Below are 26361 nucleotides of genomic sequence, written 5' to 3' on the forward strand. Positions count from 1 at the left end.
ATGGGTTGCTCGGACAGCGACTTAGAATTTCGCTTTACCGAGCATCTGCGTGTCGAGCGTCAGCTATCCGATAAAACAGTCTTCAACTATCAGCGCGATCTTCAACGCTTTCGAGAGACGCTACAACTGATTGAATTCACCAGTTGGCTCGAGCTCTCTGAGCGCCCTCTGCGTTACGCGGTGGCCGAGCTGCACTCTGAGGGTCTGTCGGGCCGATCGTTGCAACGAATGCTGTCTGCACTTCGTAGCTTTTATCGATATCTGAATCAGCAATCGATCTGCGAACATAATCCCGCTCTGGCCATTAAAGCGCCGAAAGCTCCTCGCCGTCTTCCACAAACACTGAGTTCTGAGACCTTGAATGACGTGTTAGATACGCCACAAGATGATCCCTTAAAGATTCGTGATCTAGCCATGATGGAGCTGCTCTATTCCAGTGGGCTGCGCGTATCGGAGCTGGTTGGTATTAATTTAAGTGATATCGATTTGGGTTCAGGCTCCGTCATCGTTGAAGGTAAGGGTCGCAAAATGCGCCAAGTTCCGGTGGGCGGTGCGGCTCTGCAGGCCATTCAGCTTTGGCTCAAGGAGCGCTTGGCATTAGCAGACTACAATGAAGAGGCTCTGTTTGTCGGGAAACTGGGCAAGCGTCTCTCATCCCGCAGCGTCGAGAAACGTTTGAAAGAGCTTGGTGAACAGTCGGGTGTCGCAGGCAATTTATACCCACACCGGCTGCGTCATAGTTTCGCGACTGAAATGCTCGCCGGCTCTGGTGACCTTCGTGCTGTACAAGAGTTATTAGGTCACGCCGATATCAGTACGACTCAGATCTATACACACCTAGACTTCAAGCAACTTAAATCGATCTATCAAAATTCACACCCAAGGGCTAAGCGACGTGAAAAAAATTAAGTGTGTCACCTTCGATCTCGACGATACCTTATGGGCCGTCCACCCGGTTGTGATTAAAGCGAACGATCTATTGTGGGAGTGGCTAGAACGCGAGGTTCCAGCTTACACAGAGCGATATTCACTCAGTGATCTTGCCGAAGGGTCAGCACTGCGTCGCTCTCTACTTGAGCGCTATCCAGAAATTGCTCACAGCATGACAGAAACGCGTATACGTCTGCTTGAAGAGGGGATGGTCTCAGTGGGGCTTACCCAACAAGAGGCAGAATCAAAAGCGGCGGCAGCTTTTGATCTGTTTTTACATCATCGCCACGCGGTCACGCCCTACGACCAGGTGATCGATATGTTGCAGCAACTTAAAGATCAAGGGTTGCTGATTGGTGCACTGAGTAACGGTAATGCTGAGGTGGCTAAAACACCCTTAGCTCAGTGGTTCGACTTTCAATTTAATGCCGACGTGGTGGGTACTGCGAAGCCCCACCCTCTGATGTTTGAGAAGGCTTTAGAGTTTGCTTCGGTCAACGCGGATGAGGTGGTCCATGTGGGTGATCACCCGATTAATGATATTCGGGCGGCAAAAGAGATGGGAATGCATACCATTTGGGTCAACCCCGAAGGTCTGGAGTGGGCCATTGAGGTGGAGGCTGACTGGCACGCTGAGACGATCAGTGAGATACCTAAGATCGTCGCCAACCTCAATCGATAAACATCTCCAACAGATCATTCAGAAACAGCTGCCCCTCTTGGGTTGGAGCAATCCGGGCAGGGTCTTCAATTAGCATTCCACGTTGACGAGCTTTTGATAGCAGAGGTTCTATACGTTCAATCGAACATCCAGTGCTCTGCTCAAACAGCTCTGTGGCAACGCCCGATTTCAGGCGCAAGGCATTGAGCATAAACTCAAAGGGCAGAGCCTCGGATTCTATGATCTCTCTACCTGCAACTGGGTCGATGGCATTTATGTAAGCCTTGGGTTGGCGCTGTTTATGAATACGTTCAATCAGCAGCTGACCTTGCTCCCAGCGGGAAATCTTAGCGTGTGCGCCGGCTCCAATACCTAAGTAGTCGCCGAACTGCCAGTAGTTGAGGTTGTGTTTTGATTCACCGCCTGGTCGTGCGAAGGCCGAAATCTCATATTGCTCATAGCCATGACGTTTTAGCAGTTCACTGCCCTGCTCCTGAATAGTCCATAAGGACTCCTCGATCGGTAGAGAGGGCGGTTTGGCTGCAAACTCTGTGTTAGGTTCAATCGTCAGTTGATACCAAGAGATTTGATCGGGTTCGAATGCGATAGCCTGCTCAAGATCATTCAACGCAGCGTCCGGGGTTTGACCGGGTAGTCCGTGCATCAGATCGATATTAGTCCGTTGAAACAGTTTTGTTGCTGATTGAATGGCTTTAATGGCTTCGCCGCCTGTATGAATTCGGCCAAGAGCTCTCAGTCGATCATCATCAAAGCTCTGCACGCCAATCGACAACCGATTGATGCCCGCATCTGCAAACCCTTCAAACTTCTCTTGTTCAAAAGTCCCAGGGTTTGCTTCCATAGTAATTTCAGCGTCTGGTTCTAGGCTGTAGTTTGATTTAACAGCCTCAAGTAATCTGGCGTAGCTTTCCGGTTTTAGAAGGCTAGGTGTCCCGCCACCGATGAAGATCGAATGTATGGGTCGACCAGACGTTAGGTGTTGCTCGTTTTTTAGTTCTGAAATTAGGCGGTCCAAGTAGAGTGATTCAGGAATCTCATCTCTGACTTGGTGCGAATTGAAGTCACAATATGGACACTTTCGAATGCACCAAGGCACGTGCACATAGAGTGACAGCGGTGGTAGCTTGGCATCCATTTAGGCGAGGAAAGCAGCCAGCTGTTCGGTCAGCTGTGCAACGGCTTTGCCGCGATGGCTGACGGCTTTTTTCTGCTCTGGGGTGAGTTGTGCTGCTGCGCAGTCATACTCAGGTGACCAGAATATAGGATCGTAACCAAAGCCATTCTCCCCTTCAGGTGCACCAAGAATCTTACCTTCCCAGCTGCCCACAGCGATCAGTGGAGTAGGATCATTCTGGTGGCGCATACAGACCAGAACACAGCGAAATCGTGCAGAGCGCTGCTCCGCTTCAAGATCACCAAGCTCTTCAAGAAGCTTATCTATATTCTGTTGATCTGAGGATCCTCGACCTGCAAAACGAGCAGAGTAGATGCCAGGGGCTCCAGAGAGAGCATCCACCTCAAGGCCTGAGTCATCAGCAATGGCAGGTAGGCCGGTTGCAGCGCAGGCGTTGCGGGCTTTGATGATCGCATTTTCGACAAAACTTAAACCGGTCTCTTCAGCATCTTCAACACCCAACTCTCCTTGGGAGACGATCTCAAAATCCAGAGGAGCCAGTATCTTTGAGAACTCCTTGAGTTTGCCCTGGTTACCGCTGGCTAAAACAATGCGCTGGTTCATGCCTACTCCGTGTAGAAGGTTTGGTTGAAGCTAACCTTGATCGGAGCTTGGTTAGGGTCCGGTGTGACCTCGAGTTCGATCGTCATGCGTTCCTCTTCGCTGAAGCGGAACCCGCCAATGTAGTAGATTGCATCGCCCTCAAAGATCGGTTTGAACTCAATGGTCTGAATCTGTTGAAGCAAATTACTCGCTTCGCCTTTGATGTTGGCGCGTACAGCGGTTTTGTCACCGTTCTGCTCAAGTTTAAAAACTGCCACATTGACCAGGGCTCTCACTTTACTGCGCAGTATGCCATTTGCTGTGGCGACTTCAGGGGTAACGAAGCTTGAGTTGAAGGCGTTATAGTGCACTTCATAACCACGCTCAATCTGTTTCTGTTCTGCATGAACCGACAGAGTAAATAGCGAAGTGAGTAATAGAACCATTAAAGAACGCATCATTAACCTCAACCTCTATCGTGTGATTCGGTAGATCGCGATTTCACCCATCATGTTGGGCCAGAGCTTATGCCACCAACGCTGGCGGTGCTCATTATCGACTACGGTGCGTTCAATGATTCGGATGTTTCTCTCGATGCAGAGCGCTTCAAAATCTTTAAAGGTACAGAAGTGAATGTTGGGTGTGTCATACCAGCTGTAAGAGAGAAACTTGGAGACCGGCATCTTACCGCGAAATGCCAAGTAGAAACGCGCACGCCAGTGGGCAAAGTTAGGGAAGGTGACGATCCCCTCATTACCGATACGCAACATCTCCTCTACGATCAAGTCGGGACGGTGCATGACCTGCAGCGCTTGCGTCATAACGACGCTGTCAAAGCTTGAGTCGTCTATGCTGGCAAGACCTTCATCTAAGTTTTTTTCAATGACGTTCACACCGCGCGCAATACAGTGAGTGATATTGTCATGATCGATCTCTAAACCTAAGCCATCAACCTGCTTTTGCTGGGAGAGAAAATCGAGCAGTTCACCGTCACCACAACCCATATCAAGGACGCGCGCCTCGGGTTGAATCCAGTCTGCAATGATCTCTAAATCAGCTCTCATGGGTGACTCCTAGATTGAGTTCATTGGCTACACGGTTCATGTAGGCTCTAAATACAGCCATGTATCGAGGGCTGTCGATTAAGAAGGCGTCGTGTCCGTGATCAGAGTCGATTTCTGCGTAGCTAACATCTTTATTGGCTGCGACCAGAGCATCTGTAATCTCACGCGAGCGCTCGGGAGAGAAACGCCAGTCCGTTGTAAACGAGACGACGAGAAATTTACAGCTAGCTTGGCTTAATGCCTTTGAAAGATCATCGCCATACTCTGATGCGGGATCAAAGTAATCCAGCGCTTTTGTCATTAACAGATAGGTATTTGCATCGAACGCCGTCGAAAACTTCTCACCTTGGTATCGAAGGTAACTTTCGACTTGGAATTGAGTATTTAAGTCGAAACTCAGCTCACCCGTGCGCATCTCACGACCAAACTTCTCGGCCATGCCATCATCAGATAGATAGGTGATGTGGCCAATCATACGAGCCAGTGAGAGCCCTGTTTTGGGAAGGGTTTCGTGATCGTAATAGCGTCCCTCGTGAAACTGAGGGTCTTTCGAAATAGCCTGTCTAGCCACCTCGTTGAACGCGATATTCTGTGCCGTTAACTTTGATGAAGAGGCGATGATTAACGCGTGGCCCAGTCTTTCAGGGAAGTCGATTGACCACTGCATCGCTTGCATACCGCCCAAGCTGCCACCCACAATCGCTGCCCAACGTTGGATACCGAAGTGGTCTGCAAGTCGAACCTGACTGTTGACCCAGTCTCGAACGGTTACAAAAGGAAAGTCTGGTCCGTAAGGTTTTCCGGTGTTTGGATCGATGGAAGTCGGCCCTGTTGAGCCGTGACAGCCACCAAGGTTATTCAACGACACAACAAAAAAGCGATTCGTGTCGATCGGTTTGCCAGGCCCAATAGCACTGTCCCACCAGCCAGGGTATTTATCACTCTCTGAATGATATCCCGCCGCATGGTGGTGACCCGATAGCGCATGGCAGATCAAAACCGCATTTGAGCAATCCGCATTAAGTTGCCCGTAGGTCTCAACCATTAGATCGTATTCAGGCAGCACTCGGCCGGAAGCCAAAGAGAGAGGCTCGGCAAAGTGAATCAATTCTGGTGTTACGATACCGACGGAATCCGTTGGCAAGCTAGCCGGCATTAGGCTATCTCCTGTGCAATGCTGTACGTGAAACAGTATTTAATTCTAGCAAACCACGGGTTCAGTTACATGACCAGACGAGTGATTTGAGATTGTAGAATTTGAATCACTAAAAAGATCAAAATCGGTGATAGATCCAGACCGCCGATAGGTGGAATAACCTTGCGCGCCAAAGAGAACACGGGCTCTGTGATCTGCATGATGAGCTGTGGGCCAGGGTGGTAGCTGTTTGGGGCTACCCAAGAGAGGATCACTGACCCAATAACAGCCCAAAAGTAGATGGTGAGAATGCCATCAAGCACCCCGAATAGGCCAAACAGTGCCGCCCCCAGCATGTTGGGGATGTTGCCCTGTATAAAGAAGATAATTGCTACAACAACCGCCACTTTAACTGCGAAGGCTAATACCAAAGGGGAGATGTCTAGACGCCCAATTCTTGGAACCAGTTTCTGCAGTGGAGCCAAAGGAACTTGGGTAAAGCGAACCACCGATTGAGAGATCGGATTGTAGTAGTCAGCGCCACTCGCCTGCAGTAAAAAACGCAGAAGCAGAATAAATGCAAAAACTTCACCAATCGTTCGAATGATTAATGTCAGTGTATCGCCAGCCATGTTCAATCCTATAGTTCGCTTAATGATGACAAGTGTTTAAGAGTAGCTGTTTTGCAGCCATTAGTCTTTACCGAGTTGCTCACTCATCTCTGCTGCACGGTTCTTGCAGGCGGTCATTGCTCGTAACACAACCTCGCCAAGTTGATCCTGTTCGAAGCTGTTAATCGCTTGCTCAGTGGTACCGCCTGGGGAGGTAACATTTTTTCGCAACTGGGCCGGTTCAATCCCCGTTTTAGCGGCCATCTCTGCAGCCCCTTTGGCGGTTTGAATGGTCAGTTGACGTGCCGCTTCAGGACTCATGCCGAGCGCTTGTGCCGCTTCAATCATCTTCTCCATCATTAGGAAGAAGTAAGCAGGGCCTGAACCCGAAACTGCAGTTACCTGATCGATGCCCTCTTCAGTGTCACACCAGGTAGCAATACCGACCGCTTCTGCAATCGAAGAGGCTTGAGCTTTCTGCTCATCACTCACTCTAGGGTTGGCAAACAGACCGCTGGCGCCTAATTTGAGTAGAGAGGGTGTGTTCGGCATTGAACGAATCACGGCCAGCTCACCGCCGGCCCAACGTTCTAATGAGTCGCAGCTAATGCCTGCTGCCACAGAGATTAGTAGCGGTTTATGCTTTTGCAGTGTGGGTGCTAACTCAGTCAGTGTATCGCGCATCATCTGCGGCTTAACGGAGATCACAATAATTTCCGAAGCGCTAATCGCGAGATGGTTATCGGTCGTTGTATGAACGCCGCGCTCAGCAAAACTTGCCAACTTATCGAGCTGGCGACGTGAGGCCCATAGCTTGTCTACGGGGTATCCCGTTGCAATTAAGCCCTCAAGGATTGCACCGGCCATGTTGCCTGTACCAATGAATGCGATAGATGGCTGTGCCACACTCTTCTCCTAAAAATTATTTGTTGTAGTTGCGTGGACCGAACAGAGCCGTACCAATACGAACGATGGTAGCGCCCTCTTCAATGGCGGCATCCAGATCACCCGACATGCCCATTGATAAGGTATCTAGACTGGGTATCGCCTGTTTGATCTCTTCAAACAGCGTTCTCACCTGACAAAAACGCTTTTTTTGTAGTTCAACATCCTCAGTCGCTTCTGGTATGGCCATTAAACCACGTAAGTTTATTTTGGGGAGTTCGGCAATCTGTTTGGCGAGCTCGAGCGCTTCATCTGGAAGGCAGCCAGATTTGCTCTCTTCACAGCTAATATTAACCTGCAAGCAGATGTTTAAGTCCTCGGCATAGTGAGGACGTTGTGCCGACAGGCGCTGTGCGATTTTGAGTCTGTCGACGCTATGGACCCAGGCAAACTGTTCAGCGATTGGCTTAGTTTTGTTGGATTGAATGGGGCCAATAAAGTGCCATTCGAGGTTAAGTGGCTCAAGAGCGGATATTTTATCCAGCGCCTCTTGCAGATAGTTTTCACCGAAAGCGCGTTGCCCTAGGCGAGCCAGTTCGCTGACCTCATCCACGCTGCGGGTCTTACTGACAGCGAGAAGGCATACCTCTTTTTCAGAACGGTTTGACTCAGCGCAGGCTTTTTCTATCTCGGATCTCACCTTTTTCAGGCTCTCTGCTATGCTAGTCATATGTGTCACTACTCATGGGGTTGATGCGGTCGTTTCCGCTAGGGTGAACTCAATTATGGATATTACCGAACTTTTAGCCTTTGCTGTACAGCAAGGAGCATCCGATCTGCACATTACAGCGGGTATGCCGCCGTTGATTCGTGTTGACGGTGATGTGCGTCGCATCAAACTACCATCGATGGATCATAAACAGGTCCATGGGTTGCTGTATGACATTATGAATGACAAGCAGCGTAAAGAGTACGAAGAGAAGTTAGAAGTCGATTTCTCCTTTGAAGTGCCACAGCTGGCGCGTTTTCGTGTGAATGGTTTTGTTCAAAACCGCGGAGCGGCAGCGGTGTTCCGTACCATCCCCAGTAAAGTGCTTACTATGGATGATCTTGGTATGGGTAAGGTCTTCCAACAGCTCTCAGACCAGCCTAAAGGGTTAGTTCTAGTGACAGGCCCTACAGGTTCCGGTAAGTCGACCACACTGGCGGCGATGATCGATTACATCAATGACTCTCGATCTGAGCATATATTGACGATTGAGGATCCCATCGAATTTGTCCATGAGAGTAAAAAGTGTCTGATTAACCAGCGTGAGGTGCATCGAGATACCCTTGGATTTGATGCGGCACTGCGTTCGGCGCTGCGTGAAGACCCCGATGTCATCCTAGTGGGTGAGATGCGTGACCTAGAGACCATTCGTCTTGCGTTGACTGCAGCAGAGACTGGACACTTAGTATTCGGCACTCTGCATACCACCTCGGCAGCGAAAACCATTGACCGTATCATCGACGTCTTTCCAGCCGCAGAGAAAGATATGGTCCGTTCAATGCTCTCTGAGTCGCTGCAGGGCGTTATCTCTCAATCCCTTTTGAAGAAGACAGGGGGCGGTCGAGTCGCAGCACACGAGATCATGATTGGAACATCTGCCATACGTAACCTGATTCGTGAAGATAAAGTGGCGCAGATGTACTCAGCCATTCAGACGGGTTCTCAGGTAGGTATGAAGACCTTGGACCAGGCTCTTTTAGAGTTGGTTCAAAAAGGCTTTATCACTCCAGAGCAAGCGGCTGCTCGCGCTAAAGACCCATCGATATTTTAAGTGAGGTAACCCGTGGATTTTACACAGCTTTTAAAAGTAATGACTGAGCGCGGTGGTTCAGATCTGTTCATCACTGCCGGTGCACCCCCTTCTATTAAAGTGGATGGCACGATCAAGCCGCTGACACGTGAGTCGCTCAATTCATCACAATCACGTGCACTGGTCTACAGTACGATGAGTGACAAGCAGCTGGCCGAATTTGAAGCGACCAATGAGTGTAACTTTGCACTGGGTGTGAACGGTATCGGTCGTTTTCGTGTTAGCGCCTATGTGCAACGAAACACGCCGGGAATGGTGCTGCGTTCTATAGCTAACCACATACCGACTATGGAGGAGCTCAAACTTCCTGAGGTGCTTAAAGATCTCTCGATGACTAAGCGTGGTTTGATCTTATTTGTCGGTGGTACCTCAACCGGTAAATCGACCTCTCTGGCATCAATGATTGATTACCGTAATGAGCATGCTGCTGGGCATATCATTACGGTTGAAGACCCCATTGAGTACATTCACCATCATAAAAAGTCGATCGTGACTCAACGTGAAGTGGGGCTTGATACTGAATCCTTTGAAGTAGCACTGAAAAACACCTTACGTCAGGCACCAGATGTCATCTTGATGGGTGAAATCCGCTCAGCTGAAACCATGGCGTACGCTCTGGCATTCGCTGAGACCGGCCATCTCTGTTTGGCAACGCTTCATGCTAACAATGCGAACCAAGCTCTAGATCGAATCATCTCGTTCTTTGGCCCTGAACATCATAATCAGATCTGGATGGATCTATCGCTTAACTTGAAAGCGATTGTCGCGCAGCAACTGCTGCCCACGTCGGATGGTAAGGGACGAAGAGCGGCCATTGAAGTGCTAATCAACACGCCGCTGATTCAGGATCTGATTCGCAAAGGTGAGGTGCACGAGATTAAAGATGTCATCAAGAAATCGAGCAATCTTGGCATGCAGACCTTCGATCAGGCGTTGTTTGCGCTCTACAAAGAGGGTGTCATTACTTATGAAGTGGCACTGTCGTTTGCTGACTCGTCAAATGATCTGCGTCTGATGATCAAGCTCAGTGATGAGGGCGGTAAGCATGAGGGTGAGGATCTACCGTCATTCACCCTTCAAGATTCAGACGATACTCTGAATCACTGATTGGTCCATAAATAGGCAAAAAAAGACCCAGCACTGGCTGGGTCTTTTTAGTTTTCACACTATTAACTTAAGCGATGTACTGGCTGACCATTGAGTAGAGTCAGTGTCACACGGCCTTTCAGTTCAGTGTTGATGAACGGGGTGTTCTTACCGCGCGATTTAAGCGTCTCACTGTTGACCGTCCAGGTCGCTTCTGGATCAAAGACACACACATCTGCATCAGCCCCGACTTCGAGAGAGCCGGCCTCGATGCCTAGCACTTTCGCAGGACCCGTTGTCAATTTTTCAATTAACTGAGGTAGGGCGATTAACTGCTGCTCCACCAACATTAGGCTCAGCGGTAATAGGGTCTCAAGTCCACTAATGCCTGGTTCAGTCGCCGCGAAAGGTGCCTCTTTTGAAATAGCATCCTGAGGCTGATGATCTGAACAGATGGCATCCAGTGTGTCGGTAACTAAGCCTTGACGAAGTCCCGCACGATCCAGCTGCGAACGCAGCGGTGGGATGACATGGAATAGGCTGTTAAAACCATTAACCTCTTCATCTGTCAGAAGCAGGTTGTGAATCGCCACATCAGCGGTCACATTGAGACCTCGTTCACGGGCACTCTGAATCAAAAGAACTGACTGAGCACAGGAAAGCTGGCCGAAGTGAGCCCTTACACCGGTCTCTTCTATCAGAATCAAGCAGCGTGAAACCTCTATGGTTTCAGCAGCGGAAGGAATACCGTTCAAGCCAAGTCGAGTGGCGGTCGTGCCTTCGTGCATACAACCTTCAGCTGCTAGTGCTCGATCTTCCGCTTGAAACACTACCAACAGGTCATGTGTTGCCGCGTATTCAAGCGCTCTTAGCATCACGCGCGAGCTATCGATCGGATGACGGCCGTTAGTGAAACCGATGCAGCCTGAGCTTGCTAGCGCATGCAGTGGCGCAAGCTGTTCGCCCTGCATCGATTGTGTCAGCGCTCCTAGCGGGAGCACTCGTGCCATTCCGGCATCGGTTGCACGATCTTGTACCAGTTCGGCAACCGCTGTGCTGTCTACGACCGGTTTGGTGTTTGGTGAGGCTACCAGTGTGGTAATGCCGCCAGCAGCGGCAGCGGCTGTCTCAGATGCGATAGTACCTTTTTGTGTTAATCCTGGCTCACGCAGATGGGTACATAGATCGATGAGACCGGGGCAGACGATCTGTCCTTCAGCATTGAACTCTTCGTCAGCAGAGAAGCCCTCTGGTGCATCACCTATGGCGGCAATACGCCCTTTGACAATGAAGAGGTCATCAATTCGATCTATGTTTTGTGCAGGGTCGACAATGCGCCCGCCGGCAATTTTAATCTGCACTGTTTACTCTCCTGCCTCTAATTTTTTTGCTCTCTCAGCAACCTGGCCACTCATCGCCATCGACATAACGGCCATCCTAACGGCAATGCCGTTAGTGACCTGATTCAGTATCACCGATTTAGGTCCGTCAGCCACGGAAGACGCGATCTCAACGCCTCGGTTAATCGGCCCAGGGTGCATTACGATCGCCTCAGGGTGTGCAAAGGCGAGCTTCTCCTCTGATAGACCATAGAGTTTGAAGAACTCAGACTCGCTAGGTAGCAGAGCGGAGGTCATACGCTCTTTTTGTAAACGAAGCATGATGACAACATCGGCATCACGAAGGCCTTGTGCCATGTCGGTAAAGACTTTGACCCCAAGCATCTCGACATTACGCGGTAGCAGTGTACGAGGTGCAATCAGACGAATCTCGGGTACACCGAGAATTATTAAGGCATGAATCTGTGATCGAGCTACGCGCGAATGAAGTATATCGCCGACGATCGCGACTTTTAGATGCTTAAATCCACCTTTATGGCGACGAATAGTCATCATATCCAGCATCGCTTGGGTCGGGTGTGCGTGACGACCGTCACCGGCATTGATGATGGCGACGTTGGGTGTGACTTGGCTGGCGATGAAGTGAGCCGCACCACTATCCGAGTGGCGAACGACAAACATATCCGAATGCATCGCTTCCAAGGTCATCAAGGTGTCTTTTAGCGTCTCCCCTTTTTTTGTGGAGCTGGTGCTGATGTTTAAATTCAGAACGTCAGCCGATAGGCGCTTAGCGGCTAGTTCAAAGGTCGACAATGTACGTGTACTGTTCTCAAAAAAGAGGTTGGCGACGGTTTTACCCCGCAGAAGCGGCACCTTTTTAACCTGCTGCTCACTCATATCAACAAAGGAGTCGGCTGTGTCTAACAGCTCTAATAGCAGTGACTCTGGCAGCCCCTCGATATCTAAAAAGTGCTTTAGCTGGCCATCTTCGGTTAGCTGCGCTTGAGTTGGGTCAGGAAAGTTAAACATCTTCGCTTCCTATTATTTGCTACGCTGACTGATGGTCAGTTCAAGGGGAGATGGGCCTGTTAGCTTAACCTGTTGATCGCTAGACAGCGTGAGGGTGCCACCAATGACATCAGCTTGAATTGGCAGTTCGCGGCGTTGTAGGTCAATCAGGGTGACCAGTGTCACAGAGGCCGGACGACCAAAATCGAACAGTTCATTGAGCGCAGCTCTGGCTGTACGACCACTCATTAACACGTCGTCGACTAGGATAATATTGCGATCTTCGGTTGCGCTTGGCAGCTTTGAAACCCCTACTTTAGGGTTCAATCCAACGCGAGTGAAATCGTCACGATAGAAGGAGATGTCCAGCACCCCCATCTCATCCTGAATCCCCAGGTGTTGGTGAAGACGTTCAGCCAACCAAACACCGCCACTATGAATGCCAATGATATAGGGGTTATCTAAGCCGCGTGTCTCGATTAACTGCTGTGTGCTTTCACACATTCTTGTTAGGAGCTGTTCAGCGTCCAAAGTTTTACTGGTCATAATAGTCCTCAAGCCTTGCATGGCTTGGTATGCGCTGTTCTTGAAGAAACCAACCTTCTAACATCAATTGAGCGGCGATACCGTCGACAGATTCTGCACCGAAATCGGCTGATCCGCCATTCTCAAGATGAATCGATTTAGCCTCTTGTGATGTTAAGCGCTCGTCAAACAGAAAGCAGGGTATTTTAGATCGTTCATGCAGGCGGTTGGCGAATTTTCTTGCTCGTCGCGCCATATCACTGATGGTGCCATCCATGTTCAATGGCAGTCCCACAACGATCGTATTTGGCTGCCATTCAGCAATCATTTTATCGACTAAACTCCAATCGGGGATACCGTCTTTTGCGGCAATTGGATTTAGAGGTTGGGCGGTGGCGGTTAATGACTGACCAAAGGCAACACCAATTCTGCGTAAGCCAAAATCGAATCCCAGTGCGCTCTCAGTTAACTCAGTCATTGGACCTTAATTATGCGTGCCCCGCCTGTGCGGAGATTAGGTTTAGGTCGACACCCAGAGTAGACGCAGCCGATGAGAGTCTAAATTCGGGTTCAACGTCGAACAGTATATCTAAATTTGCGGGTGAGCTTAACCATAGGTTTTGACTCATCTCTTCATCGAGCTGCCCCGGTCCCCAGCCTGCATAACCTAAAGCGAATAGATAGTGTTCAGGCCCCTCGCCACGCGAAATGGCCTCTAGAACATCAAGGGATGTGGTTAACGTCAGTTGCTCGGGTAGGTGTAGTGAGGATTTCCAAGCTTGCTCGCCCTGTCTGTGCAGAATAAACCCATGCTCTTCAGAGACCGGTCCACCTTGGTAAACAGGCTGATAGTTTAAGGGGGAATTCTCGGGGAGTTCGAGCTGATCGAGGATCTCATCCATAGGAATGTCATGTGGTTTATTAACCACAATTCCCATGGCACCCTCGTCATTGTGCTCACAAAGATAGATGAGGCTGTTGCTAAAGTAGTCGCTCTCCAGACTGGGCATAGACATTAAGAAGTGGTGCTTGAGTAGGTTGGCATTACTCATCTCTTTCTCCTTTAACAACGTCGAATCTTTTTACACCCTCAGTGTAAGCTGAAAATGGCTCAATATCAGTACACTTGGGTATTTTTCTCAAATTTCCAAGTGCGAATGATCTCCAGTCGGTCCAGCCGCTGGCGCATCTCATTAGGGAAGGGCTCGAAGGGTGAAGCGCTCCTAACCGTCCGAACGGCGGCATCATCCAGTATTGAGTAGCCAGAACTTTTGAGGATCTCTAACTGCTTGACGCTCCCATCAGCGGCTAAAGTGACTAGCATCTGCAGACTGCCTTCAATGCCCTTGCGCCGCGCTTCGATAGGGTAGTTAAGATTCCCAATCGTTTCGATTTTCTGACGCCATCGCTCTAGATAGAGCGCATCAGCTTTGGCCAAGGTCGAAAGCGAAGTGACCCGCCCCGTGCGTGAGCGACTCTCCAGTTTTCGCTGCTCATCTTTTAAGCGCGCTTCTAAGGAGGCGATCTCTTCTGATGCTTTAAACAGAGCCGTTGAGTCGCCTGCTAACGGATTTGAGGCGGTGGTCTGAATGGAATCAGTCTGTTGATTGGCTTTAAGCAGCGCTTGGGTGTTGGCTGCTAACAGCTCATTCGTACCCGATTTAGCTTGCTGAGTTTGGTCGTTGACGCCCTCATCATTCGAAGGTGCCACGCCTGCTCCAGATTGTGCACTGATCTGTGCCGAGAGTTGATTGATCTTGTCAGACCTGAACAGCGCAGGTTCTACAACCCTCGCCTCTTGGTTCGTTTGTGAATCGCCCTGGCCTAATTGATGGTGCTGGGCCAAGTAGGCTGGATCGATAGGGGCCTGTGGATCCTGATTTATCGCAAAGGTGATCTCTAGTGTTTTGGATGATTGCTCTGTTTTCAGTGCATCAAATCCCACCAAGAGAATGATCAGTGCGTGCAGAGCCAGTGCCAAAACCAGCATAAAGCGCAGACGCTCATCGGCATCTGCACACCATGCAGCTAATCGATTGATCGGTTTTGGCGAGGCGGTTAAGTTCATTGCTGAGCGAGTTGCTCCTCAATGCAATCCATTAACTGCATGCCGATGTCCAAACCGAACTGATCATTGAGCTCGCGAATACAGGTTGGGCTGGTGACATTGATCTCGGTTAGGTAGTCACCAATTACATCCAAACCGACAAATAGAAGACCAGCTTCGCGCAGTTTTGGCCCCACCTGTGCAGCAATCCAACGATCACGTTCGCTCAGTGGGCGGCCTTCGCCTCGTCCCCCTGCGGCTAGATTACCGCGAGTCTCTCCCTGACTGGGAATGCGTGCCAGAGCATAGTCGATAGGCTCGCCATTGATCATCAATATGCGTTTATCACCCTCGACAATCTCAGGGATGTAGCGTTGCGCCATGATGGTCTCTTGGCCAAATTTGGTCAGCGTCTCTATCACCACCCCTAGGTTCAAACCATCCTCTTTGATGCGGTAGATAGAGCTGCCACCCATACCATCTAAAGGTTTAAAGATGACGTCCCCATGCTCAGCATGAAAGTCTTTTAATCGCTCCTCTGAACGACTGACCAGTACCGGCGGGCAGCATTGAGGGAAGTGTGTAGCAAATAGCTTTTCGTTGAAATCGCGCAGGCTTTGAGTGCGGTTTACGATAAGCACACCGGCGGCTTCTGCAACCGCTAAAAGATGAGTGGTATAGATAAACTCGTTGTCGAAAGGTGGGTCTTTTCGCATCAGGATGACATCGAGCTCTGTTAGCGAGAGATCCTGATAGGCTTCGCGTTCGAACCACTTGTTCGGGTTCATATCGACGCTAATCGGCGCCATGCGAGCACGCACATCCCCATCTCTTGAGTAGAGATCGGACTGCTCCATGTAGTAGAGCTCCCAACCTTTCTGCTGCGCTGCCCAAAGCATCGCTAAAGAGCTATCTTTTTTGTAGTTAATGTCGTCAATGGGATCCATGACGATGCCCAGTTTAATACTCATCTCTCTTTCCTTTTATGAGAAGTCGCCCCAGAGGTAGTTTAGTACCGATGCCGCCGCGATGGGGGCAGTCTCTGTGCGTAATATTCGGCTGCCCAGTAACCAGGGCTTAAATCCTTTTTGCAGTGCCAGCTCGACTTCGCTCTCCTCTAGACCGCCTTCAGGTCCGATCAGTAGTGCCACGCTGGAGGGTCTTGGCTCATTGTTTAGTGACGTGAGTTCAAGGTGCGGATGAAGAATGAGTTTCAGCTCGGCATCACACTGATCGATCCACTCTGCCAGTGAAAGAGGGGTATTTACGCTCATTGGCTTTGCACGAAAGCTCTGTTCGCTGGCGCTAATAGAGATCTGCTGCCAGTGAGCGGATCGCTTCTCTTGGCGTTCTGCCGTCAGTTTTACTTCGGAACGATCCGTAAAAAGGGGCGTCAGACTCTGTACACCCAACTCCGTCGCCTTCTGCACGGCGTAGTCCATGCGTTCACCACGAGAGAGGCCTTGCCCAATATGAATGTCGATTGGGGACTCACGATCATTCGAGTCGGCCGCAATGATCCGTACACTGGATTCACGTTTTGCTACTTTCGTTAGCTCGGCTTGATAATCAAAGCCATCACCATTGAATAGCACAAGCTTGAATCCCTGTTTCATGCGCAGCACTTTCACTAGGTGATTGTGAGAGGCTTCAGGCAGTTCGATTTCTGTTCCTGTGCTCAGTGGTAGGTCTAGGTAGACACGGGGTATTCGCATAAAGATTCTCTTATCACTCTGCCACTGATTATGCCATGACATTTAGGGTGCGTCAGGCTGGATTTAGACACAAAAAAGGGCAGGCTTTCGCCTACCCTTAGCCACTGTTAGTTGGCGATTAGATGCCTGCAGCGGATTTTAACGCGTCTGCTTTATCGGTCTTCTCCCATGGGAAGGCGGTAAAGGTGTCATCTCCAACCGTCATCTCAAATGGGTCGCGACCAAAGTGACCGTATGCCGCAGTCTGGCGGTACATAGGGTGCAGTAGATCGAGCATGTTAGTGATCGCGTACGGGCGCAGATCAAAGGTTTCGCGAACCAGCTCAATGATCTTCTCATCAGAGATCTTGCCAGTACCGAAGGTGTTGATTGATACAGAGGTCGGTTCTGCAACACCAATCGCGTAAGAGACCTGAATCTCACAACGATCCGCAAGACCAGCTGCAACAATGTTCTTAGCCACATAGCGACCTGCGTAAGCAGCTGAACGGTCCACTTTTGATGGGTCTTTACCAGAGAACGCACCACCACCGTGACGCGCCATGCCGCCGTAGGTATCGACAATGATCTTACGACCCGTTAGACCACAGTCGCCAACCGGGCCACCGATAACGAATTTACCGGTTGGGTTGATGTGCAGTTTAGTGCCTGCATGCAGAAGATCCGCTGGCAGTACATGCTTGATGATCAGCTCTTGAACCGCTTCTTGAAGATCTTTCTGAGTAACATCTGGGTTGTGTTGAGTTGAAAGAACCACCGCATCAATCGCAACCGGTTTGCCGTTTTCGTAGCGGCAAGTTACTTGTGATTTTGCATCTGGACGCAACCAAGGCAACAGGCCTGACTTGCGGGCTTCAGCTTGGCGCTCTACAAGACGATGGGCAAAGGTAATCGGAGCAGGCATTAGAACATCGGTTTCGTTCGACGCGTAGCCGAACATCAAACCCTGGTCACCGGCGCCTTGATCTTCAGGTTTTGCACGATCAACGCCCTGAGCGATATCCACAGACTGTTTACCGATGATGTTGATCACACCACAGGTATCACCATCGTAACCTACATCTGAAGAGGTGTAGCCGATGTCATTAATCACGTCACGAACAAGATCTTCAAGATCAATCCAAGAGGTGGTGCTGATCTCACCAGAGACAATCGCAACCCCGGTTTTCACCATGGTCTCACACGCCACTCGTGCGTACTTGTCCTCTTTTAAAATCGCGTCTAAGACTGCATCAGAGATCTGATCGGCAATCTTATCTGGGTGCCCTTCTGAAACTGATTCAGAGGTGAAAATCGAATATTCGCTCATGAGTAAATCCTATGGGTTAGGTCGAGCCGCACATGCACAGCTCTCAAAATGTGGCAGTCATTGTAACCGGTTAAGAGTCGAGTTCTAAGTAAAAAGAGCTCTACTTCGATGAAACCTTTGATCATTACCCATGAAATTGAGTCATTTTAGCTAATGTCATTTGAATCTAAGCCCCGTCTGCGAGAGAATTTACCCCTCAATTTTTAATACCCCCCGCAGGAGTAGATTAATGTCATCTCGCCGTGAGTTAGCCAATGCGATCCGCGCATTGAGCATGGATGCTGTTCAGAAAGCCAAATCTGGTCACCCAGGTGCCCCAATGGGTATGGCGGATATTGCCGAAGTACTCTGGAATGAGTTCATGAAGCACAACCCAAGCAACCCTCACTGGTTTGATCGCGACCGTTTCGTACTGTCAAACGGCCACGGTTCGATGCTGATCTACTCGTTGTTGCACCTAACCGGTTACGACGTCAGTGCAGAAGATCTGGCTAACTTCCGCCAACTGCATGCTAAAACGGCGGGTCACCCCGAGTATGGTTACTGCCCAGGTGTAGAGACGACGACCGGTCCATTGGGTCAAGGTATCACTAACGCCGTTGGTATGGCTGTCGCTGAGAAGACACTTGCGGCTCAATTCAACCGCCCTGGTCATGAGATTATCGATCACCACACCTACGCATTCATGGGTGATGGCTGCCTGATGGAAGGTATCTCACACGAAGCTTGTTCACTAGCGGGTACTCTGGGTCTTGGCAAACTGATCGCATTTTGGGATGACAACGGCATCTCGATTGACGGTGAGGTTGAAGGTTGGTTCAGCGATGACACGCCTGCACGTTTTGAAGCTTACGGCTGGCAGGTGATCCGTGGCGTTGATGGTCACGATGCGGAACAGATCATTGCTGCTGTTGAAGCCGCTCAAGCGAACGAAGATCAGCCAACGTTGATCTGCTGTAAAACAATCATCGGCTTTGGTTCACCCAACAAGCAGGGCAAAGAGGATTGTCACGGTGCACCTTTAGGTGACGACGAGATCGCGTTGGCTCGCCAAGAGTTGAACTGGCCACACGCCCCATTTGAGATCCCAGAAGAGATCGCAGAGGGTTGGGATGCACGTGAAGCGGGCAGCGTTCTTGAAAACGAGTGGAACGAACGCCTTGCAGAGTACTCTGAAGCCTTCCCAGAGCTTGCTGCGGAGTTGATGCGTCGCCTATCGGGTGAATTGCCTGCCGATTTCTCTGAAAAAGCGGATGCATGGATTGCTGAAGTAGCTGAAAAGGGTGAGACCATCGCGTCTCGTAAGGCTTCGCAAAACGCTCTTAACTCACTGGGACCTATCCTGCCAGAGTTCTTAGGTGGTTCTGCCGACCTAGCAGGTTCTAACCTAACACTGTGGTCTGGCTCTAAAGCGATCACTGCAGAAGATGCGAGCGGTAACTACCTGCACTACGGTGTGCGTGAGTTCGGTATGAGCGCAATCATGAACGGTATCGCACTGCACGGTGGTTTCATCCCATACGGTGCGACCTTCCTAATCTTTATGGAGTACGCTCGTAACGCGGTTCGTATGGCGGCTCTGATGAAGCAACGCGCTATCTTTGTTTACACTCACGACTCAATCGGTCTGGGTGAAGATGGTCCTACTCACCAACCAGTTGAGCAAGTAGCTAGCCTGCGTATGACCCCTAATATGGAGACATGGCGCCCTTGTGACGCGGTTGAATCAGCTGTCGCTTGGCGTAACGCGGTTGAGCGTGCCGATGGCCCAAGTTCATTGATCTTCTCGCGTCAGAATTTGCCTCACCAATCTCGCAGTGGTGATCAGATTGCGGCGATCTCTAAAGGTGGTTACATCTTGCAAGATTGTGCCGGCACACCGGATCTAATCCTAATCGCGACAGGTTCTGAAGTTGAGTTGGCTATGGCATCAGCCGAAGCACTGACAGCAGAAGGCAAAGCGGTTCGCGTAGTCTCTATGCCATCAACTGAGCGTTTTGATGCTCAGACTGCTGAATACAAAGAGTCTGTTCTACCGGCTGCGGTTACAGCTCGTGTAGCGATTGAGGCGGGTATTGCAGACTTCTGGTACAAGTACGTTGGCTTTAGTGGTGCGATTGTCGGTATGGAATCCTTTGGTGAATCTGCACCGGCTGGTGAGCTCTTCAAGCACTTCGGCTTCACGGTAGAGAATGTTAAACAGAAGGCGCTAGCCCTCGTTTAAGTTGATCACGCCGGTTTTTAACCGGCGTTTTACTCTCTGAGAGGTGAGATGAGCTACCGCATAGCGATTAACGGTTATGGTCGAATTGGGCAGTGTCTGCTCAGGGCCCTGTTTGAGCGTGGCTTAGAGACTAAGCTTCAACCCATTGCGATTAATGAGTTGGCTGAGCCTGAGACGGTCTCCTATTTGACGCGTTATGACACGACGCATGGCCGCTTCCCGGCACCGGTTACTCTTGAAAATGATCAGCTAGTTATTCGTGACCACGCCATCCAAATTTTAAATACTCCCAAGCCCGACCAACTCCCTTGGCGTGAAATGGGCATTGATCTGCTGATGGAGTGTTCAGGCTCGTTCAGTGACCGTCAAACAGCTGAGTTGCATCTGAAGCAGGGGGCCAAACGCTTGCTCTTTTCACAGCCCGCCACGGCTGAGGTAGACGCTACCGTTGTGTTTGGCTTAAACCAAGATTCAATAAACGTGAATCATAAAGTGGTCTCAGCCGCCTCCTGTACGACCAATTGTGTGATACCTATATTAGATCAGCTCGATAGGCATTTTGGCATTGAGCAGGGTGTGACCACGACGATTCACTCGGCGATGAATGATCAGCCAGTGATCGATGCCTACCATCACACCGATTTGCGACTAACCCGCAGTGCTCTGCAGTCGATTATTCCTGTGGATACAGGGTTAGCAAAAGGGATCGATCGCTTATTGCCGTCGTTGGAAGGGAAATTTAAGTGCCTCCATTTACGTGTGCCAACCCTTAATGTCTCACTGATGGATATGTCGATCAGCTTAGAGCGCGATACCACTGAAGAGGAGATCAACCAACTCTTCAAATCGCTCTCTGAAGGGCCGTTAAAAGGGTTGTTGGGATACACAGAGGAGCCGCATGCATCGACCGACTTTAACCACGACAGTCGCTCAGTCGTTGTTGATGGCACTCAGACGCGATTGTCCGGCAAGCGTTTACTGAAGCTGGTCTGCTGGTTTGATAATGAGTGGGGCTTTGCCAACCGCATGTTGGATATTGCTGAGCATTGGCTCGCACTGAAACAGAATTAATTTAATGATTGGAGAATAACAATGAACGTAAAACTGATGAAAGATTTGGATCTTGCAGGGAAACGCGTATTGATTCGTGAAGATCTGAACGTTCCTGTTAAAGATGGCAAAGTGACTTCCGATGCTCGTATTCGTGCGTCACTACCGACTATTCAGCTAGCGCTAGAAAAGGGTGCGACAGTGATGTTGATGTCACACCTTGGTCGTCCAACCGAAGGCGAATATGAAGAGCAGTATTCACTAGCACCCGTTGCGACCCACTTAGCAGGTCTGTTGGGTCGAGATGTTCCACTGATCAAGGATTGGGTTGATGGTGGCTTTTCAGTAGAGCCAGGTCAGGTCGTTCTTCTGGAGAACGTGCGTTTTAACGCGGGCGAGAAGAAAGATAACGAAGAGCTATCTAAGAAGATGGCCGCGCTTTGTGATGTCTACGTCATGGATGCTTTTGGTACCGCGCACCGCGCACAAGCATCAACTCACGGTGTGGCACGTTTTGCACCTATCGCCTGTGCAGGCCCACTGCTAGCGAATGAGCTTGAAGCTTTGGGTAAAGCGCTTGATAACCCAGCACGTCCATTGGTGGCGATCGTGGGTGGTTCAAAAGTATCTACTAAGCTTGAAGTACTTAACTCACTCTCTGAGAAGTGTGATCAGCTCATCGTTGGTGGCGGTATCGCCAACACCTTCTTGGCTGCAGCGGGCAAACCCGTTGGTACGTCACTGCATGAAGCCGATCTTATTGATACTGCGAAAGCGTTAATGGCTCGCTGTGAAATTCCAATTCCATCGGATGTCGTGACAGCGACTGAGTTTGCAGAGAGTGCGGAAGCGATTACGAAGTCAGCAGACGACGTCGCCGACAATGAAATGATCTTGGATATTGGTCCAGAGACTGCGGGACAGTTGGCACAAGTATTGCAGAATGCCGGTACCATCATCTGGAACGGTCCAGTAGGCGTGTTTGAATTTGATCAGTTTGGTAACGGTACGGAAGCGTTATCAAGAGCGATTGCTCAAAGTAACGGCTTCTCGATTGCAGGTGGCGGTGATACTTTAGCGGCAGTAGATAAATATTCTATTGCAGATGATGTATCCTACATCTCAACAGGTGGTGGTGCTTTCCTAGAGTTTGTTGAAGGTAAGGTACTGCCTGCAGTTGCAGTGCTTGAAGCACGCGCTAACGGTTAACAGCAAACGATTAATAGCAAATAGGTAAAAAATGGCTCTTATTTCAATGAGACAGCTGCTCGATCATGCAGCAGAGTATGGCTACGGCATTCCAGCGTTCAACGTGAATAACCTGGAGCAGATGCGTGCCATTATGGAAGCAGCTGATCGTGCCGATGCCCCTGTCATCGTGCAGGCCTCTGCCGGTGCACGTAAGTACGCGGGTTCTAACTTCCTTCGCCACATGATCTTGGCAGCGATTGAGGAGTTTCCACACATTCCTGTCTGTATGCACCAAGATCACGGCACAAGCCCAGCAGTGTGTCAGCGCTCCATTCAACTAGGCTTCTCATCGGTCATGATGGACGGTTCACTGGGTGAAGATGGTAAGACACCGACCGACTACGACTACAACGTTGATGTGACTCGTCGTACCGTTGAGATGGCTCACGCATGTGGTGTCTCTGTTGAGGGCGAGCTTGGCTGTCTGGGTTCACTTGAAACGGGTGAAGCCGGTGAAGAGGACGGTATCGGTGCTGTCGGTAAACTTAGCCACGACCAGATGCTGACTGACCCAGAAGAGGCTGCGCAGTTTGTTAAGGCGACTCAGGTCGATGCGCTTGCCATTGCAGTGGGTACTTCACACGGTGCTTACAAGTTCACTCGTCCACCAACGGGTGACATTCTTGCCGTTGATCGTATTCGTGCGATTCACGAACGTATTCCAGGTACTCACCTTGTTATGCACGGTTCATCTTCCGTGCCACAAGAGTGGCTAGAGGTGATCAACCAGTTTGGTGGTGAGATTCCTGAAACTTACGGTGTTCCGGTTGAACAGTTGGTTGACGGTATCAAGCACGGCGTGCGCAAGGTCAACATCGACACCGATCTTCGTCTAGCGTCGACTGGTGCTGTGCGTAAGTTCTTGGCAGAAAACACCGCTGAATTTGACCCACGCAAGTACCTAGCGAAAACAATCACAGCGATGTCTGATATCGCTTACGCGCGTTACGATGCCTTTGGTGCGGCGGGTAATGCTAGCAAGATCAAAGCGATCAACCTTGAAGATATGACAGAGCGTTACATCTCAGGTGAATTGGACGCAAAAGTGAATTAATCCAAGTCCAATGAATATCAAGGAGGCTTAGGCCTCCTTTTTTGTCTCTAGTGTACGGATTCAGTATGCAGCTTACTCCAGGGCTCGGTGATGTCGTACCAGATGACCGCACTGAAATACTCCATCTGTCCCGCTTCTAGCTGCTCATAGTTCACTTCAAAACTGTGAAGCGTCTGTAGGCCCTTTTGGTGGGTATGGTGATCGACGATCTGAAGGGATTGCCACTCTCGCTGCAGTCCCATCCTGCGCAGATGCTCACCCAGTAACTCCAGTAGATCAGAGTTGCCATTAATGGTGGAAGAGTGCACGACAAAAGGAGTCTCTGGCCAGCCTGTCCCTTCGGTTATGTTGAGCTGATAATCGGTTGTTCTGCGCATGATCTGATCCTTAATTAAATATACTTACGTTTCATCACGCTGAATCGATTGGTGCAATGATAGAATAGCGTCACAACAGAGCGATGGAGCCATAAGATGGAGAGCAAAACCCCCTTCTACTCAATGACGCCTGACCGAGTCATCGATGCGGTCGAGTCACAGGGGTGGCTGAGTGATTTCCGTATTCTTGAGCTAAACAGTTACGAAAACCGCGTCTATCAAGTTGGCATTGATCAAGCGGAGCCTTTAATTACTAAGTTCTACCGCCCGAACCGATGGAGTGATGCGCAAATCCAAGAGGAGCATGACTTCTGTTTTGAGTTGGCTGATGCCGATATCTCCGTCGTTGCACCCTTGAAAAATAGCGAAGGGGATAGTCTGCTCAACTTTGATCAATTCCGTTTCACCCTCTTTCCGCGACGTGGAGGACGGGCTCCCGAACTGGATGATCCTGAACATCTCTATCAACTGGGTGTTGCACTAGGCCAAATCCATGCTGTGGGTGCAGCTAAGTCGTTTGCAGAGCGGCCCACATTAGATGTCGACAGCTACGGTTGGCAGAGTCGTGCCCTGTTAGTGTCGGAACATATTCCTGAGAGTCTTCGTGCGGCCTATGAGTCGATCTCACAAGAGGTACTCGAGAGGGTTGAGCAGCGTTTCGCCGACTATTCAGACCTGCAAACCATTCGCGTGCATGGCGATTGTCACAGTGGCAATGTGCTTTGGCGTGATGATCGACCGCACTTCGTCGATTTCGATGACGCGCGTATGGCCCCTGCTATTCAGGATATCTGGATGCTTTTGACGGGCGAGCGCCATCAGATGGAGATGCAGCTCGGTGAAGTCATAGCCGGTTACGAAGAGTTCTTTGAGTTCAATCCCCGCGAGCTCAACTTAGTAGAGCCACTTAGAACACTAAGAATGATGAACCACGCCGCTTGGATCGCAAAACGTTGGGATGACCCCGCCTTCCCCAAAGCCTTCCCATGGTTTAACACAGAGCGCTATTGGGGTGAGCATCTGCTCGACCTTAAAGTACAGCTTTCAGCTCTCGATGAGCCGGTGCTGAAACTGCTTTAAATTTTACGAGCTCTTGCTGGCTTACCTTTAAGAGGGCGCTGGCGCAGGATCTCTACAGCACGATCAGCCAGTGTTCTTGGCACGGCTACGTAGCTGTTGAAGTCCTGAACGGTAATGTTTCCGATCTGATCGCCCTTGATCTCTTTAGTAGCTGTGAGCGCTCCGACAATATCCCCTGGGCGAATTTTATTCTTTCGGCCCATTGAAATTGCAATGGTACGCAGGTTCGATTGCAGTTTAATCACATTGTTAATCTGCGGGCGAGGCATTGGCTTCGCTTCCAGTGACAAGCCTGCTGCTGCATTGATCTTCTCTAAACGGAATCCATCTTTCGCACCAACCAAGGAGATGGCTTGGCCCTTACGTCCGGCACGGCCCGTTCGGCCACAGCGGTGTGTGTAGACAGCTGAATCACCGGGCAGGCTAGCATTGAGCACCAGATCAACCGAGTCGATATCCAAACCACGTGCTGCGACATCAGTGGCGATCAAGAATCTTAACGTGCCGTTACTAAAGCGAATCAGTACCTGGTCACGATCACGCTGTTCCATGTCACCATGCAACACACCCGCTTTTAGACCGTAGGAGCGTAGCTCCTGTCCTAACTGGTTACAGCTCTCTTTGGTATTACAGAAGATGATGGCGGATTCTGGCATTACGGACGTCAGTACCGCCAAAGCGCCTTGCCCCATTTGAGTCCGATCACACTGGTAGGCACGATGTTTAATCGTGCTGATATCGGGATCTTTGGCAGCGATGCGCACCTCTTTAGGGTTGCGCTGATACTCTTTACTCAGTGCTTGAATGTTCTCAGGGTAGGTAGCCGAAAACAGAAGTGTCTGGCGATCTTTCGGCATTTGACCAAGGATACGATCTAGGTCATCTTGGAAGCCCATATCGAGCATACGATCTGCTTCATCAAACACCAGTGTTGTGACTCGTGATAGATCAAGAGTGCGTTTGCGCAGGTGATCAACGATTCGGCCCGGTGTGCCGACGATGATGTGTGCTCCGTGCTCGAGTGAGCCGATCTGCGGGCCGATAGGTTGGCCACCGCAGAGCGATAAAATCTTGATATTACCCGGGTGACGCGCGAGCTTGCGAAGCTCATCGGCGACCTGGCCGGCCAATTCGCGTGTTGGGCATAGCACTAACGCCTGAATGCAGAAACGTTTAGGCTCTAAGCGCTCCACCAGTGGCAGACCAAAGGCCAATGTCTTACCGCTGCCGGTGGCCGCTTGTGCAAGCAGATCGGTACCCTCAAGGCTGTAAGGCAGACTTTCAGCTTGGATCTCGGTCATCGACTCGTAGCCGATCGAAGCCAAATTGTTTAACTGGCCTTCAGAAAGAGGGAGGGATTTGAACGATTTAGATTTGCTCACGGGTATGCCTTCAACTTGATAGTGCGCGAA

The 26361-nt window shown here is 50.2% G+C and carries 28 protein-coding genes; 9 read left to right on the forward strand and 19 right to left on the reverse strand.

Annotated features, from left to right (window positions below):
• Together xerC and XMA127_RS00195 are read left to right on the forward strand one after the other, a co-directional pair.
• Positions 1-909 (forward strand): tyrosine recombinase XerC, encoded by a 909-nt coding sequence (gene xerC, locus XMA127_RS00190; RefSeq protein ID WP_173484400.1) that lies wholly within the window; start codon positions 1-3, stop codon positions 907-909.
• Entirely contained in the window at positions 896-1612 is a 717-nt protein-coding gene (locus XMA127_RS00195; protein WP_173484401.1) for an HAD family hydrolase, read from the forward strand. Before xerC ends, XMA127_RS00195 begins: the two co-directional genes overlap by 14 nt.
• Here XMA127_RS00195 and hemW read toward each other — a convergent pair.
• The 8 genes from hemW to XMA127_RS00235 form a co-directional block, all read right to left on the reverse strand.
• Positions 1602-2747 (reverse strand): radical SAM family heme chaperone HemW, encoded by a 1146-nt coding sequence (hemW, locus tag XMA127_RS00200; RefSeq protein WP_173484402.1) that lies wholly within the window; start codon positions 2745-2747, stop codon positions 1602-1604. The genes XMA127_RS00195 and hemW overlap by 11 nt on opposite strands.
• Entirely contained in the window at positions 2748-3350 is a 603-nt protein-coding gene (gene rdgB / locus XMA127_RS00205) for an RdgB/HAM1 family non-canonical purine NTP pyrophosphatase (RefSeq protein WP_173484403.1), read from the reverse strand.
• Between the two features lie 2 nt (positions 3351-3352).
• Positions 3353-3790, reverse strand: coding sequence for a DUF4426 domain-containing protein (locus XMA127_RS00210; RefSeq protein ID WP_173484404.1), 438 nt, complete (start codon positions 3788-3790; stop codon positions 3353-3355).
• Positions 3791-3802: 12 nt separating this feature from the next.
• Positions 3803-4393, reverse strand: coding sequence for a methionine biosynthesis protein MetW (gene metW, locus XMA127_RS00215; protein WP_173480066.1), 591 nt, complete (start codon positions 4391-4393; stop codon positions 3803-3805).
• Entirely contained in the window at positions 4383-5549 is a 1167-nt protein-coding gene (locus tag XMA127_RS00220) for a homoserine O-acetyltransferase (protein WP_173484405.1), read from the reverse strand. Before XMA127_RS00220 ends, metW begins: the two co-directional genes overlap by 11 nt.
• Positions 5550-5614: 65 nt before the next feature.
• Positions 5615-6160, reverse strand: coding sequence for a YggT family protein (locus tag XMA127_RS00225; protein WP_173484406.1), 546 nt, complete (start codon positions 6158-6160; stop codon positions 5615-5617).
• A 60-nt stretch (positions 6161-6220) separates the two neighbouring features.
• Positions 6221-7045, reverse strand: a complete 825-nt coding sequence (gene proC, locus XMA127_RS00230) for a pyrroline-5-carboxylate reductase (protein ID WP_371731489.1) — start codon at positions 7043-7045, stop codon at positions 6221-6223.
• Positions 7046-7061: 16 nt separating this feature from the next.
• A complete protein-coding gene (locus XMA127_RS00235; protein ID WP_173484407.1) occupies positions 7062-7754 on the reverse strand; it encodes a YggS family pyridoxal phosphate-dependent enzyme in 693 nt (230 codons plus the stop codon).
• Positions 7755-7809: 55 nt separating this feature from the next.
• Here XMA127_RS00235 and XMA127_RS00240 point away from each other — a divergent pair, with 55 nt between their 5' ends.
• On the forward strand, positions 7810-8844 hold the full coding sequence (locus XMA127_RS00240) for a type IV pilus twitching motility protein PilT (RefSeq protein WP_173482831.1): 1035 nt from the start codon (positions 7810-7812) through the stop codon (positions 8842-8844).
• Between the two features lie 12 nt (positions 8845-8856).
• A complete protein-coding gene (locus XMA127_RS00245) occupies positions 8857-9990 on the forward strand; it encodes a PilT/PilU family type 4a pilus ATPase (RefSeq protein ID WP_173484408.1) in 1134 nt (377 codons plus the stop codon).
• Between the two features lie 62 nt (positions 9991-10052).
• On the opposite strand, the gene XMA127_RS00250 is transcribed toward XMA127_RS00245, so the two are convergent.
• The 9 genes from XMA127_RS00250 to metK all read right to left on the reverse strand — a co-directional run bounded on the left by XMA127_RS00250 (position 10053) and on the right by metK (position 17913).
• Positions 10053-11330: a dihydroorotase gene (locus XMA127_RS00250; protein ID WP_173484409.1), complete on the reverse strand. Its 1278-nt coding sequence runs from the start codon at positions 11328-11330 to the stop codon at positions 10053-10055.
• A gap of 3 nt (positions 11331-11333) precedes the next feature.
• Positions 11334-12338: an aspartate carbamoyltransferase catalytic subunit gene (locus XMA127_RS00255; RefSeq protein ID WP_173484410.1), complete on the reverse strand. Its 1005-nt coding sequence runs from the start codon at positions 12336-12338 to the stop codon at positions 11334-11336.
• Between the two features lie 12 nt (positions 12339-12350).
• The gene (pyrR, locus tag XMA127_RS00260; RefSeq protein ID WP_173484411.1) at positions 12351-12863 is read right to left on the reverse strand and encodes a bifunctional pyr operon transcriptional regulator/uracil phosphoribosyltransferase PyrR; all 513 of its coding nucleotides are present in this window, start codon (positions 12861-12863) and stop codon (positions 12351-12353) included.
• Positions 12853-13320, reverse strand: a complete 468-nt coding sequence (gene ruvX / locus XMA127_RS00265; RefSeq protein WP_173484412.1) for a Holliday junction resolvase RuvX — start codon at positions 13318-13320, stop codon at positions 12853-12855. The genes pyrR and ruvX overlap by 11 nt, the downstream gene beginning before the upstream one ends.
• Positions 13321-13330: 10 nt before the next feature.
• Positions 13331-13894 (reverse strand): YqgE/AlgH family protein, encoded by a 564-nt coding sequence (locus tag XMA127_RS00270; RefSeq protein ID WP_173484413.1) that lies wholly within the window; start codon positions 13892-13894, stop codon positions 13331-13333.
• Positions 13895-13959: 65 nt separating this feature from the next.
• Positions 13960-14910 (reverse strand): energy transducer TonB, encoded by a 951-nt coding sequence (locus XMA127_RS00275; RefSeq protein ID WP_173484414.1) that lies wholly within the window; start codon positions 14908-14910, stop codon positions 13960-13962.
• Positions 14907-15860 (reverse strand): glutathione synthase, encoded by a 954-nt coding sequence (gene gshB, locus XMA127_RS00280; protein ID WP_173484415.1) that lies wholly within the window; start codon positions 15858-15860, stop codon positions 14907-14909. Before gshB ends, XMA127_RS00275 begins: the two co-directional genes overlap by 4 nt.
• A gap of 12 nt (positions 15861-15872) precedes the next feature.
• Positions 15873-16604, reverse strand: coding sequence for a 16S rRNA (uracil(1498)-N(3))-methyltransferase (locus XMA127_RS00285; protein WP_173484416.1), 732 nt, complete (start codon positions 16602-16604; stop codon positions 15873-15875).
• A 118-nt stretch (positions 16605-16722) separates the two neighbouring features.
• Complete coding sequence (gene metK / locus XMA127_RS00290) at positions 16723-17913, reverse strand: methionine adenosyltransferase (RefSeq protein ID WP_173484417.1); 1191 nt, start codon at positions 17911-17913, stop codon at positions 16723-16725.
• Between the two features lie 229 nt (positions 17914-18142).
• Here metK and tkt point away from each other — a divergent pair, with 229 nt between their 5' ends.
• From tkt to fba, 4 genes are read left to right on the forward strand one after another with little or no spacing between them, the layout of a single operon-like run.
• Positions 18143-20137 carry a transketolase gene (gene tkt, locus XMA127_RS00295; RefSeq protein WP_173484418.1) on the forward strand — a complete coding sequence of 665 codons (1995 nt, stop codon included), beginning with the start codon at positions 18143-18145 and terminating at the stop codon, positions 20135-20137.
• Between the two features lie 48 nt (positions 20138-20185).
• Positions 20186-21208 (forward strand): type I glyceraldehyde-3-phosphate dehydrogenase, encoded by a 1023-nt coding sequence (locus tag XMA127_RS00300; protein WP_173484419.1) that lies wholly within the window; start codon positions 20186-20188, stop codon positions 21206-21208.
• A gap of 21 nt (positions 21209-21229) precedes the next feature.
• Entirely contained in the window at positions 21230-22396 is a 1167-nt protein-coding gene (locus XMA127_RS00305) for a phosphoglycerate kinase (protein WP_173484420.1), read from the forward strand.
• 31 nt (positions 22397-22427) lie between these two features.
• Entirely contained in the window at positions 22428-23492 is a 1065-nt protein-coding gene (gene fba, locus XMA127_RS00310) for a class II fructose-bisphosphate aldolase (RefSeq protein WP_173484421.1), read from the forward strand.
• Between the two features lie 47 nt (positions 23493-23539).
• On the opposite strand, the gene XMA127_RS00315 is transcribed toward fba, so the two are convergent.
• Positions 23540-23869, reverse strand: coding sequence for a hypothetical protein (locus XMA127_RS00315; protein WP_173484422.1), 330 nt, complete (start codon positions 23867-23869; stop codon positions 23540-23542).
• 96 nt (positions 23870-23965) lie between these two features.
• On the opposite strand from XMA127_RS00315, the gene XMA127_RS00320 reads away from it, so the two are divergent.
• Positions 23966-24949 (forward strand): serine/threonine protein kinase, encoded by a 984-nt coding sequence (locus XMA127_RS00320; RefSeq protein ID WP_173484423.1) that lies wholly within the window; start codon positions 23966-23968, stop codon positions 24947-24949.
• Here the strand turns inward: XMA127_RS00320 and dbpA are convergent.
• Positions 24946-26331 (reverse strand): ATP-dependent RNA helicase DbpA, encoded by a 1386-nt coding sequence (gene dbpA, locus XMA127_RS00325; RefSeq protein ID WP_173484424.1) that lies wholly within the window; start codon positions 26329-26331, stop codon positions 24946-24948. The genes XMA127_RS00320 and dbpA overlap by 4 nt on opposite strands.
• Between the last annotated feature and the right edge of the window lie 30 nt (positions 26332-26361).

It is taken from the genome of Marinobacterium sp. xm-a-127 (assembly GCF_013283425.1).
Taxonomy (GTDB): Bacteria; Pseudomonadota; Gammaproteobacteria; order Pseudomonadales; family Balneatricaceae; genus Marinobacterium_E.

Coding starts and splice junctions, on each gene's coding strand:
- xerC (WP_173484400.1), top strand. CDS start 1: ATGGGTTGCTCGGACAGCGACTTAGAATTTCGCTTTACCGAGCATCTG.
- hemW (WP_173484402.1), bottom strand. CDS start 2,747: ATGGATGCCAAGCTACCACCGCTGTCACTCTATGTGCACGTGCCTTGG.
- rdgB (WP_173484403.1), bottom strand. CDS start 3,350: ATGAACCAGCGCATTGTTTTAGCCAGCGGTAACCAGGGCAAACTCAAG.
- XMA127_RS00210 (WP_173484404.1), bottom strand. CDS start 3,790: ATGATGCGTTCTTTAATGGTTCTATTACTCACTTCGCTATTTACTCTG.
- metW (WP_173480066.1), bottom strand. CDS start 4,393: ATGAGAGCTGATTTAGAGATCATTGCAGACTGGATTCAACCCGAGGCG.
- XMA127_RS00220 (WP_173484405.1), bottom strand. CDS start 5,549: ATGCCGGCTAGCTTGCCAACGGATTCCGTCGGTATCGTAACACCAGAA.
- XMA127_RS00225 (WP_173484406.1), bottom strand. CDS start 6,160: ATGGCTGGCGATACACTGACATTAATCATTCGAACGATTGGTGAAGTT.
- XMA127_RS00235 (WP_173484407.1), bottom strand. CDS start 7,754: ATGACTAGCATAGCAGAGAGCCTGAAAAAGGTGAGATCCGAGATAGAA.
- XMA127_RS00240 (WP_173482831.1), top strand. CDS start 7,810: ATGGATATTACCGAACTTTTAGCCTTTGCTGTACAGCAAGGAGCATCC.
- XMA127_RS00255 (WP_173484410.1), bottom strand. CDS start 12,338: ATGTTTAACTTTCCTGACCCAACTCAAGCGCAGCTAACCGAAGATGGC.
- pyrR (WP_173484411.1), bottom strand. CDS start 12,863: ATGACCAGTAAAACTTTGGACGCTGAACAGCTCCTAACAAGAATGTGT.
- ruvX (WP_173484412.1), bottom strand. CDS start 13,320: ATGACTGAGTTAACTGAGAGCGCACTGGGATTCGATTTTGGCTTACGC.
- XMA127_RS00270 (WP_173484413.1), bottom strand. CDS start 13,894: ATGAGTAATGCCAACCTACTCAAGCACCACTTCTTAATGTCTATGCCC.
- XMA127_RS00275 (WP_173484414.1), bottom strand. CDS start 14,910: ATGAACTTAACCGCCTCGCCAAAACCGATCAATCGATTAGCTGCATGG.
- gshB (WP_173484415.1), bottom strand. CDS start 15,860: ATGAGTATTAAACTGGGCATCGTCATGGATCCCATTGACGACATTAAC.
- XMA127_RS00285 (WP_173484416.1), bottom strand. CDS start 16,604: ATGCGAATACCCCGTGTCTACCTAGACCTACCACTGAGCACAGGAACA.
- metK (WP_173484417.1), bottom strand. CDS start 17,913: ATGAGCGAATATTCGATTTTCACCTCTGAATCAGTTTCAGAAGGGCAC.
- tkt (WP_173484418.1), top strand. CDS start 18,143: ATGTCATCTCGCCGTGAGTTAGCCAATGCGATCCGCGCATTGAGCATG.
- XMA127_RS00300 (WP_173484419.1), top strand. CDS start 20,186: ATGAGCTACCGCATAGCGATTAACGGTTATGGTCGAATTGGGCAGTGT.
- XMA127_RS00305 (WP_173484420.1), top strand. CDS start 21,230: ATGAACGTAAAACTGATGAAAGATTTGGATCTTGCAGGGAAACGCGTA.
- fba (WP_173484421.1), top strand. CDS start 22,428: ATGGCTCTTATTTCAATGAGACAGCTGCTCGATCATGCAGCAGAGTAT.
- XMA127_RS00315 (WP_173484422.1), bottom strand. CDS start 23,869: ATGCGCAGAACAACCGATTATCAGCTCAACATAACCGAAGGGACAGGC.
- XMA127_RS00320 (WP_173484423.1), top strand. CDS start 23,966: ATGGAGAGCAAAACCCCCTTCTACTCAATGACGCCTGACCGAGTCATC.